The 11,293-nt window shown below is 75.7% G+C and carries 8 protein-coding genes and 1 pseudogene; all 9 read left to right on the top strand.

Annotation, left to right across the window (positions count from 1 at the left end; translation table 11 throughout):
• On the top strand, window positions 1-177 hold a 177-nt coding region (locus ABT160_RS45255; protein WP_351655803.1), incomplete at its 5' end, for a response regulator transcription factor.
• 161 nt (window positions 178-338) lie between these two features.
• Complete coding sequence (locus tag ABT160_RS45250) at window positions 339-3,500, top strand: hypothetical protein (RefSeq protein WP_351655800.1); 3,162 nt, start codon at window positions 339-341, stop codon at window positions 3,498-3,500.
• A complete protein-coding gene (locus ABT160_RS45245; protein ID WP_351655797.1) occupies window positions 3,497-4,204 on the top strand; it encodes a Pvc16 family protein in 708 nt (235 codons plus the stop codon). The genes ABT160_RS45250 and ABT160_RS45245 overlap by 4 nt, the downstream gene beginning before the upstream one ends.
• A complete protein-coding gene (locus ABT160_RS45240) occupies window positions 4,201-6,273 on the top strand; it encodes an AAA family ATPase (RefSeq protein WP_351655794.1) in 2,073 nt (690 codons plus the stop codon). Before ABT160_RS45245 ends, ABT160_RS45240 begins: the two co-directional genes overlap by 4 nt.
• Window positions 6,274-6,472: 199 nt before the next feature.
• A complete protein-coding gene (locus ABT160_RS45235) occupies window positions 6,473-8,026 on the top strand; it encodes a phage tail sheath family protein (RefSeq protein ID WP_351655791.1) in 1,554 nt (517 codons plus the stop codon).
• Window positions 8,027-8,076: 50 nt separating this feature from the next.
• Window positions 8,077-8,517, top strand: a complete 441-nt coding sequence (locus tag ABT160_RS45230) for a phage tail protein (RefSeq protein WP_351655788.1) — start codon at window positions 8,077-8,079, stop codon at window positions 8,515-8,517.
• Entirely contained in the window at window positions 8,514-9,020 is a 507-nt protein-coding gene (locus ABT160_RS45225; protein WP_351655785.1) for a hypothetical protein, read from the top strand. Before ABT160_RS45230 ends, ABT160_RS45225 begins: the two co-directional genes overlap by 4 nt.
• The gene (locus ABT160_RS45220; RefSeq protein WP_351655783.1) at window positions 9,017-9,175 is read left to right on the top strand and encodes a DUF6760 family protein; all 159 of its coding nucleotides are present in this window, start codon (window positions 9,017-9,019) and stop codon (window positions 9,173-9,175) included. The genes ABT160_RS45225 and ABT160_RS45220 overlap by 4 nt, the downstream gene beginning before the upstream one ends.
• A 4-nt stretch (window positions 9,176-9,179) precedes the next feature.
• Window positions 9,180-11,293: pseudogene (locus ABT160_RS45215) on the top strand (hypothetical protein); the annotation flags it as partial.

Raw genomic sequence — 11,293 nt, 5'->3', positions numbered from 1 at the left:
CGCGAGGCGGACATGCTGCGCCTGGTCTCGGAGGGCCTGGACACCGCGGAGATCGCCCGCAAGACCGCCTACTCCGAACGCACCGTCAAGAACGTCCTGCACGAGGTCATCACCCGCCTGCAACTGCGCAACCGGGCCCACGCGGTGGGCTACGCACTGCGCAACGGCCTCATCTGACACCGCCGGTACGGCGGGGCGGCCGGACGGCCGCCCCGCCGCTGCCCTTAAGCGCACCCGCCGCTTCCCCCGGGTGCGGCCCCCGGGCCCTGTCGTGAGGCGCGCGCGACGCGCAGGGTGAAGGAGTGGTACGTCAACTGCACCGGACTGTGAGGTGGGCCTTGATCGGCAGGGGTGGCTCCGGCGATCGGCGGCACCGCTGGGGGAGAACGGCCGCACCGCTGCTGCTGCTCGTCCCCCTGATCGCGGTGACGGCGGCCTCGGGACCGGACGACGCGCAGGCGGGCACCCGTGCCGCGGCGGACGCCGGCGAGACCCGCATCGCGTACGCCGGGACCCGGCACCGCAGTCTGGGCAAGGTGTCGTCGAAGACGACCAGCGCCCCGCTGCTCGGCGAGGGCGTGGCGCACCTGGACACGCAACCGGCGGCCCTGGGCGACCAGTTGGTCTTCGCCAGCCGCCGCGACGAGAAGAGGCCGCAGGTCTACCTGCGGGCGGCCGACGGCTCGGTGCGCAAGCTCACCTCGGGGATGGACGCGGCCAATCCCCGTCTCGTACCCGGCGGAACCGCGGTCGTCTTCGACTCGGCGCAGGACGCCGGGGGCGGGCGCACCCAGCGCGACCTGTGGCAGGTGGGGACCGACGGCGGCGGGCTGACCCGGCTGACCGACACCCCGGCCAGCGAGGAGCACCCGACGGTCTCCCCCGACGGCGCGCGCATCGCTTACAGCAGCGACGCCGAGGGCGGCTTCCAGGTGTTCGCGCGCCCGCTCGGGGGCGGCGCCGCCAAGCGCGTCACCGACCCGGCGGCCGGTACGGCGACCGAGCCGGTGTGGAACCCGGTGGACGACGCGGAGAACCGGGACGTCGTCGCGTACACGGCGACGACCGGCGCGGGCCAGCGCATCCGGTACGCGTACGCGGAGACCGGCGCGGGAGGCCCGCTGCTCGGCGGCGCGTACACCGACTGGCGGGCCCACGGGGCATCGTGGCTGCCCGACGGGGACGGGCTGGTGTTCCTCAGCCCCGAGGTCACCTGCACCTGCGAGGGCGACTACGACCACGTCTACCGCACGACCGCGCACTCCGACCAGGAGCCCGAGTTCCTGCTGAACGAGGACCGCGAGGTCGGCCCGCCGACCTGGCTGGGCCCGCAGACAGGCGGCGACGTGGTCGTGGAGCGCGTCACGGCGAAGAACGCGCACACGGTCACGCTCCAGGACGTCCGGGCGGACGGCTCCGACCCCAGGGACCTGGGGCAGGAGATCCTCAACGAGGACCCGGCGGCCGACACCAACACCGACCCGGCCAAGGACCCGCTCTTCCAGCCGACGGACCCGGCGAAGTACGACCCGTGGACCGAGCGGCAGAACTACACGCCCGACGGGCGGCGGCTGGTGCTGACCCGCTTCACCACCGTCGACGGCAACCGGGTCGAGAAGATCTACACGGCGGACGCGGACGGCACGAACCCGGTCGAGATGCCGCTGGCCGGGCGCGGGGCGAAGGACTGGGACACCGACCCGACGTTCTCCCCCGACGGCAAGCTGATCGCCTTCACCCGCACCTCCCCCGGCGGTGTCGGCCAGGCCTCGGGCCCGGGCCGGATCCTCATCGCGGACGCCGCCTCCGGCGCGCTGCGCGGCGAGGTCGTGCCGCCCGCGGGGCAGGCGCAGGGCAGTGACGCCCAGCCCACCTGGTCCTCCGACGGCACCACCCTGGCGTTCACCCGCAGCCAGGTCATCAACGGCAACGGCGGCAACAAGCACGTCTGGACCGTGCCGGTGGAGCGGCTCGGCGAGCAGCGCGACCTGAGCGCGGCGAACTGCCCGGCCGGCTGCGAGGTCATCGACGACAGCCCGGCGTTCTCGCCGGACGGGCTCACCGTCGCCCTCAACCGCAAGAACGGCGCCGGCAAGGTCGACGAGCGCAACGGCCTGCTCCTCGTCTCGCTGGGCGGCGACTCCTCCTGCCGCGTCCTGCTGCCCGCCGCCGCCCGTGACCTGCCCGGCGCCTGCGGGCGCGAGCTGCCGGACACCACGGCGACCGGCCCGTTCCAGCCGCGCGACGCGGCCTGGACGGCGGACGGCAAGAACCTGGTGCTCAGCTCGCGCGCCGCGGTCGCCCCCAACAGCCCGGAGAAGCTGTCCGTGGTGAACGTGGACAGCGGCGAACTCACCGGCCTCACCACGGATCTGCCGGGGCGTCAGAAGGAGCCCACGGTGCAGCAATCGGTGGACCTCGCGGTGCGGGCGCCCGACACCACGCCGCCGGTGACGGTCGGCGACACCACCACCGTGCGGGTCGAGGTCGTCAACCACGGCCCGGCCGCCTCGCCCGGCACCCGGCTCACCGTCTCGCCGCCGGTCGGCGTGACCGTCACCGGCATCACCGCGCCCGGCGCCACCTGCGACCCGGCGGCGCTGACCTGCACCCTGGGCGTGGTGCCGCCCGGCACCACCGTGCCGGTCGACGTCACCTTCACCGGGGTCACCCCGGGCGACCAGCCGGTGGACTGGTCGGTGACCGGCGCGGTCATCGACCCGACCCCCACCGACAACACCGACCGGACCGTGGTGCCGGTGCGCGAGAAGCCCGTGCCCCCCACCCCGACCCCCACGCCCACCCCGACACCGACCCCGACGCCCACGCCGCCTCCCCCGCCGCCGACCCCCGAGGCCGGTCCCGGAGTGAGCGTGTCGGCCCGGCCGAACCCGGGTTACGTCGGCGGGCGCGTCGTCGTCACGTACACCGTGTCCAACGGGCGCAACGCCCTGGCGACCGGGCTGCGGCTGCGGATCGGGCTGCCGTCCGGGATGCGCACCAACGGGATGCCGCCCGGCTGCGACGCCTCCCGCCTGTGCGCCCTGCCGGACCTGGCGCCCGGCGCGCGCACCGTGCTCCAGGTCGTCCTCAACCCGGACCGGGCGCTCACCACCGAGGTGACCGGGCGGCTCACCACGACCGGCACGGACGCCGACCCCGGCGACAACCGCGCGCGCCAGCGGCTGCGAATCCTCCAGCCGCGCATCGTGGCCGTACCGCCGATCGGCAAGCCCGGCTTCGTCACCTCGGTGCGCGGCAAGGACTTCCCGCCCGGCGTACCGGTGCGCCTCAGCTGGAAGCCCGGCATCACCGCGGCCGCCGCGCCGAGCGTGCCCGGGCCCGACGGCACCTTCATCAGCCAGCTGCTGATCCTGTACAAGGACCAGACGGGACCGCGCACCATCACCGCGCGCGGCCCCGGCTTCTCGCCGGTGAAGACCGACTTCCTGGTCGTCAACGGCAGCGTGCAGCCGCCGGACGAGGTGACCCGCCGGTGATCCACGAGGTGGACGAGGCGCTGCGCCGCCTGCTGGCCGGGTCCGGCCTGGAGGCGGCGGGCGTCGAGGTGGTCTTCGACGCGCCCACCCGCGAGTGGGCGGCGCGCCGCAGCGCGCCGACGGTCTGCGTGTTCCTGTACGACATCCGCGAGGACTCGCGGCGGCGCGGCAGCGGCACCCAGGAGCTGTACGACGACGAGGGCTTCGTCGTCGCGCGGCGCGGCCCGGCCCGCTGGTTCGACCTGACGTACCTGGTCACCGCCTGGGCGAGCCGGCCGCAGGACGAGCACCGGCTGCTGTCGCAGGTCCTGGCGACCGTGGTGTCCACGGACACCCTGCCGCCGGAGCTGCTGACCGGGTCGCTGGCCGAACTGGGCCTGATCGTGGACCTGGACGGCGGCGGCACCGGTCTGGACGCGCCCGCCGCGTCCGACGTGTGGTCGGCGCTGGGCGGGGAGCTCAAGCCCTCGCTCGGGGTCCGCGTGGTCGCCCCGCTGGCCGGGCTCACCCAGCTGGTCGGTCCGCCGGTCACGGAGGGCCTCTCGGTCCGGGCCGCGGCGCACGCGGCGGAGCCCGAGGAGCCGGAGGACGCGCGCCGACTGCGCTACAGCGGGATCGTCGATCCCGCGGGCGAGGGGTTCGGCGGCAAGCGAGAGCGGCGCGCGGCCCCCGCGCGCCGCCGGCGAGGAGAACGACAGCCGTGACGTACACCGTGGAGCCGCCCGCGCCGGCGCCCGCCGCGCCGCACCCGTGGGCCAGGCTCCGCCTGGTCGAGGAGCGCGTGCGGGAGGCCGTGGCGCTGCGCCGGGCCGGCGACCCCGACCCCGACGACCCCTACCGGGGGCAGTACCTGACCCCGGAGGCGGTCGGGCGGATCCTGGACGACCCGGCCGGGCCCGCGCTGCCCGTGCCCGACGCGGACGCGCCGCCGCCCGGCTCGCCGCTGGACGGCCTGGCGGCCGCCTTCGGCCTCTCACCGCTCGACGTGGACCTGCTCCTGGTGGCGCTGGCGCCGGACCTGGACGCGCGCTTCGAGCGGCTGTACGGCTACCTCAACGACGACCTGACCCGGCGCAGGCCCACGGTGGGCCTTGCGCTGGAGCTGTGCGGCCACGACGGCACCTCGGCCGCCCGGTTCCGCCTCTCCCCCGCCGCGCCGCTGGTCGCGGGCGGCCTGGTCGAGGTGACCGAGCCCGAACGGCCCCCGCTCTCCCGGGTGCTGGCCGTCCCGGACCGCGTCACCGCGCACCTGCTCGGCGACACCGCACCGGATCCGCGCCTGGCGGACGTCCTCACCCGGGCGTACGCCGACCCGGCGGCCGACCCCGAGGAGCTGCGGCACGCGTCGGCCGCCGTCCGGGGCACCGGCGGCCACGTCCACCTGCGCGCCCGGGGCGGCGACCCCGAGGGCCTGGCGGTGGCGGCGCTGCGGGAGCGCGGCCTGGGGGCGCTGGGCCTGGACGCGGCGGTGCTGGCGCGCCGCGCGGCGGACGTGGCCGTGCTGGCCCGGGCCGCGGCCAGGGAGGCCGGGCTCACCGGTGCCGGGGTGGTGCTCGGGCCGCTGGAGGCGCTGCCGGACAAGCCCGACGAGCGGGCCCACCTGCTGCGTACCCTCTGCGCGGTGCTGCGCGGCGTCCCGCTGTTCACGCACGGCGCCGACGGGTGGGAGCCCTCGTGGGCGCCCGACACCCCGGTCACGCTGGGGGTGGCGGCGCCGACGCCAGAGCGGCAGGCGGTGCGCTGGCGGCACGCCCTGGAGCGGGCGGGCGGCGCGGGCGCGGACACCGACGCGCTGGCCCAGTCGGTGTCGGCCCACCGCCTCGACGCGGGCCAGCTGCGGCGCGCCGCCGACGCGGCCGTGCGCACCGCGGCCCTCGACGACCGCCCGGTCGGCGCCGACGACCTGCGCGGGGCGGTACGGGCGCAGAACGGCGCCGGGCTCGCCCGGCTGGCCCGCCGCGTCGAACCGGCCGTCGGCTGGGACGACCTGGTGCTGCCCGCGCTGACCCACCGTCGGCTGCGCGACCTGGCGGTGCGGGCCCGGCTGCGCGACCACGTGCTCGGCCGGTGGGGCATGCGCCCGGGCGGCGGGCGCGGGCGCGGCGTCATCGCCCTGTTCGCGGGCCCCTCGGGCACCGGCAAGACGATGTCCGCCGAGGTGGTGGCGGCCGACCTGGGCATGGACCTGTACGTGGTGGACCTGTCCACGGTGGTCGACAAGTACGTCGGCGAGACCGAGAAGAACCTGGAGCGCATCTTCACCGAGGCGTCCGCGGTCAACGCGGTGCTGCTGTTCGACGAGGCCGACGCCATCTTCGGCAAGCGCTCGGAGGTGAAGGACGCCCACGACCGGCACGCCAACGTCGAGTCGGCGTACCTGCTCCAGCGCATGGAGTCCTTCGACGGCATCGCGGTCCTGACGACCAACCTCAAGGCCAACCTGGACGAGGCGTTCACCCGGCGGCTGGACGTGGTGGCGGACTTCCCGGTGCCCGACGCCGCGCACCGGCGCGCGCTGTGGGAGCAGTGCCTGGGCGGCCGGCTGCCGCGCGCGCAGGACGTGGACCTGGACTTCTGCGCGGAGCGCTTCGAGCTGGCCGGCGGTTCCATCCGGGCGTGCGCGGTGTCCGCCGCGTACGCCGCGGCTGCCTCCGGGGAGCCCCTCACGATGACCCAGGTGGTCACGGCGGTGGCCCAGGAGTACCGCAAGCTCGGACGGCTGCTCCTGGAGGGCGAGTTCGGGCCGCACCTGGCCGCCGTCACGGACGCCTGAGGGACGACCGCGAGGGCAGCGCGACTGCCCCCTGCCTGGTCCGGACGTCCCTCCCACCCCCGCCGACGGCCGGAAAGGCTGTCGGCGGGGCCCGGACCGTCCGCATCCGGACCGTCCGCCCCGACCCGTGTGACCCGATCGACGACCCCCGTGTGACCCGATCGGCCGACCCCAAACGCAGGAACGCGAAGGAGCGAGCATGCCGACGTACCTCACCCCAGGCGTGTACGTGGAGGAGGTGCAGTCCGGTGCTCGCCCCATCGAGGGCGTCGGCACCGCAGTCGCCGCGTTCGTCGGCTTCGCCGCGGACGGGCCGTTCCACGAGCCCACCCTGGTCACCAACTGGGACCAGTACACGCAGCGCTTCGGCGGCTTCGGCGAGGGCACCTACCTGCCGCACGCCGTGTACGGCTACTTCGCCAACGGCGGCGGCGCCGCGTACATCGTGCGCATCGGCGGTTCGAGCGGGGACAGCTCCGCCCCGGCGTCCTCCAACGGCCGCCCGCAGCAGCGCGCGGCGCAGCCGGTCGAGTTCGGCGGCTTCCTGATCGCCGCCAGGCCCGGGGTGAGCGGGGTCAGCGTCGAGGTCGCGGACGCCGACGGCGAGAACCCGCCGGAGGACCGCTTCAAGCTGCTGGTGCGCCAGGGCGAGCAGGTCGCCGAGACCTACGAGGCCTCCACCCGCAAGAACGTCAAGGGCTACCTGCTCAACCAGGTCCGCGCCTCCAAGTTGATCGAGGTCACCGAGCAGCAGGGCGCCACCCAGACCCGGCCCGCCGCGCAGACGGTGGCCGTGCCGGACGCCCCGGCCGCGCCCGCCACCGCCGGCGGCGACGTCGCCCGGCTCGACCCGGCGGAGTACGTCGGCGACGCGGCGGCCCGCACCGGCTTCGGCGGCCTGGAGACCATCGACGAGATCACCATGGTCGCGGTCCCCGACCTGATGAGCGCCTTCCAGCGCGGCGACATCGACGCCGAGGGCGTGCGCGCGGTGCAGCTCGCCGTCATCTCGCACTGCGAGCAGATGGGCGACCGGGTCGCGGTGCTCGACACCCCGCCCGGGCTCAACGCCCAGCAGGTGCGCACCTGGCGCAACGACGAGGCGGGCTACGACTCCCGCTACGCCACCCTGTACTACCCGTGGGTCAAGGTCTTCGACCCGGCGACCGGGCGCAACGCGATGGTCCCGCCGAGCGGTCACGTCGCCGGTGTGTGGGCCCGCAGCGACGCCGAGCGCGGCGTGCACAAGGCCCCGGCCAACGAGGTCATCCGCGGCGCGATCGACCTGGAGCTGCGCCTGAGCAAGGGCGAGCAGGACCTGCTCAACCCGATCGGCGTCAACTGCGTGCGCGCCTTCCCGGGCCGCGGCATCCGGATCTGGGGCGCCCGCACCCTGTCCTCCGACCCAGCCTGGCGCTACCTCAACGTGCGCCGCCTCTTCAACTACCTGGAGGAGTCCATCCTCCTGGGCACCCAGTGGGTGGTCTTCGAGCCCAACGACGACCGGCTGTGGTCCAGCATCCGGCGCAACGTCACCGCGTTCCTCACCGAGGAGTGGCGCCGGGGCGCGCTGTTCGGCCGCACCGCCGCCGAGGCGTTCTACGTCAAGTGCGACCGGGAGAACAACCCGCAGGAGTCCATCGACCAGGGCCGTGTGGTCTGCGAGATCGGCGTCTCGCCGGTCAAGCCGGCCGAGTTCGTGGTCTTCCGCCTCGCCCAGTTCTCGGACTCCACGAGCCTCGTCGACGAGTGATCCGCTCGGGCGCCACATCTCTTACCAGCAAGGAAAGGTGACGGACAGTCATGGCAGAGGGCGATGCTCTTTCCACCCACATCTTCGGCGTGCAGCTCGGTGGCTACCTGGTCGAGTCGATCCAGGAGATCAGCGGCTTCACCGTCGAGGAGGAGGTCGTCGAGGTCCGGCAGGTGACCGCGGAGGGCAAGCAGATCATCCGCAAGCAGCCGGGCGCGCGGCAGGCCGGCGAGATCACGATCACGCGGGGGCTCGACAAGAGCAGCGAGTTCACCACGTGGATCAAGGAGACGCTGAACAACGGCGCCGTCGAGGCCGCGCGGCAGAACATCACGATCGAGATCAAGGACACCACCGGCGAGACGGTGCGCCGCATCCAGCTGATGCAGGGCTGGGCCTCCAAGTGGGAGGGCCCCTCGCTGAAGGCGGGCGAGTCCTCGGCCGCCACCGAGACGGTGACCATCGTGTTCGAGGAGATCGTCGTCGAATGAGGCGCCGTACGGTCACGGCGGGCAACCTGGACGAACTCCTCCAGGTCACCGCGCCCACCGCGGCGGCGGCGCCCCAGGAGCAGGTGGCGGCGGCACCCGTCGCCGCCCCTGCGGCGCCCCGCGAGGAGGGCGGCCTGCGCACCGAGTTCGAGTTCGAGCTGCCCCGCGGGTACGTGGACGAGGCGGGCACCGTGCACCGGCACGGTGCCATGCGCCTGGCCACCGCCCGCGACGAGCTGCGCCCGCAGATCGACCTGCGGGTCAAGGAGAACCCGGCGTACCTGAGCGTGGTGCTGCTCAGCCAGGTGATCACCCGGCTGGGCACCATCACCGACGTGCACGCCGGGGTCGTGGAGCGGATGTACGCGACCGACGTGGCGTTCCTCCAGGACTTCTACCGTCGCGTCAACAGCGAGGGCCACACCCGCGCCGCGGTCACCTGCCCGCACTGCGAGGGCGCCTTCGAGGTGGACCTCTCCGGTGGGCGCCTGGGGGAATCATGACGTACGCCCTCCCCCGGCTGCGGGAGGAGATCGCGTACATCGCCTACCACTTCCACTGGCAGCGCGACGAGATCCTCGACCTCACCCACGGCGAGCGCCAGGAGTGGGTGGCGGAGATCGCGCGCATCAACACCCGCATGAACGAAGGCGGTTGAACACATGGCATGGCGGGACAGGCTGCGTCGGCGTGCCGCCGTGCCGGACGGACCCGGTGGAGCGGCACAGCCGGCGGCGTCCGGGGCCGACGCCCCGGACGTCCCGCGCGGCTCCGGCGGCCCGGGCGTGCCCGCGGGCTGGGACGGGGGCTGGCGGCGGACGTCGGCGCCCCCGCTGACCGTCTCGCGCGCGCCGCTGGGCGTCAGCGACGGCCTGGCCTTCCGCTCGACGCTGGCCTCCTGGCGCAACCCGACGTTCGACCAGGGCCTCGGGCACGCGCTGCTGCCCTCCGCGCCGGCCGGCCTGGTCGGCGGGGTCACCCGTCCCGCCACCACGGCGCCCACGCACAGCGGCGGCGGTCCGCTGCTGCTGCGCGCGGTCCGCGCCGGGGGCGAGGAGGGCCCCGAGCCGGCCCCGGGCTCCTCGGAGACCGTGCAGCGGGTGGTGCGCCCGGGCCCGCGGAAGCCGTCAGCGGCGGGCGGCGCCGCCGCGAAGACGGGGCCGAACTCCCGCCCCTCGGTGACTGCTTCGGATGCTTCCGGAACGGACCGGGAGGACGCGGCCGGTACGTCCGCGCCCTCGCGGCAGTCCCCTGGCCCGTCGCGCCGGACCCCGGCGCCCGCCGTCTCACCCGATGCCCCCCGGACTTCGCAGGGCACGCCCGGCACGGATGACGGGGCGCCCGCCGCCCCCGGGGCGTCCACGCCCGTCGTGGTGTCCCGGTCCGCCGAGGATCCGGCGCGGGGCGGCGACGCGCCGCGTACCCGTGGGCTCAGCGGCGCGCACACGGCCGCCGTGCTCGACACCTCCCCCGCGGCCGTCCAGCGCGCCGCGACGCCCGGGGCCGGTTCCGCCGTGTCCCCGGACGCGCCCCGGCCCCGTACGAGCGCGCCCCTGACCCCCGTGGTGCGGCGCGTGGCCGTGGTCCCGGGGACCGGCACGCCTCCGGTCCAGCGGGCGGCCGGCGCACCCGCCGCCGGCGGCTCGGGCGGTGGAACCTCCGCCGGTGAGCGGGGTTCCGGCAGTGGGCGCTCGCGCGGCGGGAACAGCAGCCCGGCGTCCGGGAGTTCCGGTGCGGACACGAGCAGGGGTACGCGTACGAGTACGGGGACGGGCACACGTACGGGGACGGGGACGGGGACGGGTTCCACCGGCTCCGGCGCCGCGAACGACCTCCGGCCCGCCGTCCGGGCGCGTACGGTGGGGCGGCCCCTGACCGTGGCCCGGGTCGCGGCGCAGCCGCCCCGGCGCCAGGTCACCGTGCTCAAGCCCGCCCAGGCCCCGGCCCCCGTCCGACAGGGCACGCCCGACGCACCCGCCGCGCCGGTCACCCGGGCTCCCGCCTCCGCCCCTTCGGCGTCCCCGTCGGCGCCCGCGTCGGGGAACGCTTCCGTCCAGCGCGCTCCCGGACGTGCCGCGCTGGGCGCCCCCTTGTCCGGACTGCCCTCCACCGCAACGCCGTTGGGCACCGAGCCCACCTCCCCCACCACCGCTCCGGCCTCTTCCCCGAACCCCTCGCTTCCGGTCGTGCAGCGGCAGTCCGAGACCGACACCGATGCCTCGCCCCGGAGTTCGCGGACACCCGCGGCGAACGACCAGGCAGGGTCCCGTCGTTCGGAGCCCCGTCGTTCGGAGCCTCGCCCCGAGACACCCGGGCGGAGCGCCCCCCAGCAGGCCGCGCCCCGGCCCCGTACCGGACTCGGCGCGCCGATGTCGGCCCTGCCGTCGAGCGCCCAGGTGCCCGGGAGCCGGGCGTCCCGTGCCGTACCGCCGTTGTCCCCCGCCGACATCCAGCGCGCGCTGAGCGAGGCGCAGGCCGCGCCCCGGCCCGCACCGGGATCCCCGGCCGGACCGACACCGACACCGCCCACGCCTGCGTCCTCGCCCACACCGCAGGCTCCGCTCCTCGGTGGCGCGCCCGTGCCCGTACCGCCCCCTGCCGCGGAGGCGTCCGGCCCGTCCGGCGGCGGCCAGGCGGCCCCGGAGCCCGCTCCCCCGGTCGTCCAGCGCGCCGCGGCGCCCGGAACCGGTTCCGCTGCGTCCCCGGCACCGCGCGGGGCCGGTTCCGCCACGTCCCCGGCACCGCGCGGCGGCGACGCGCCGCGAGCGGGCGAAGG

Source organism: Streptomyces sp. NPDC001941 (assembly GCF_040296945.1).
Taxonomy (GTDB): Bacteria; Actinomycetota; Actinomycetes; order Streptomycetales; family Streptomycetaceae; genus Streptomyces.
The sequence above is the reverse complement of the archived record's forward strand: the minus strand, read 5'-3'. Positions and strand labels throughout refer to the sequence as shown.

What these genes read in the sequence shown, in the direction of transcription:
- ABT160_RS45235 (WP_351655791.1), top strand. Translation starts at nt 6,473, where the DNA reads ATGCCGACGTACCTCACCCCAGGCGTGTACGTGGAGGAGGTGCAGTCC.
- ABT160_RS45230 (WP_351655788.1), top strand. Translation starts at nt 8,077, where the DNA reads ATGGCAGAGGGCGATGCTCTTTCCACCCACATCTTCGGCGTGCAGCTC.
- ABT160_RS45225 (WP_351655785.1), top strand. Translation starts at nt 8,514, where the DNA reads ATGAGGCGCCGTACGGTCACGGCGGGCAACCTGGACGAACTCCTCCAG.
- ABT160_RS45220 (WP_351655783.1), top strand. Translation starts at nt 9,017, where the DNA reads ATGACGTACGCCCTCCCCCGGCTGCGGGAGGAGATCGCGTACATCGCC.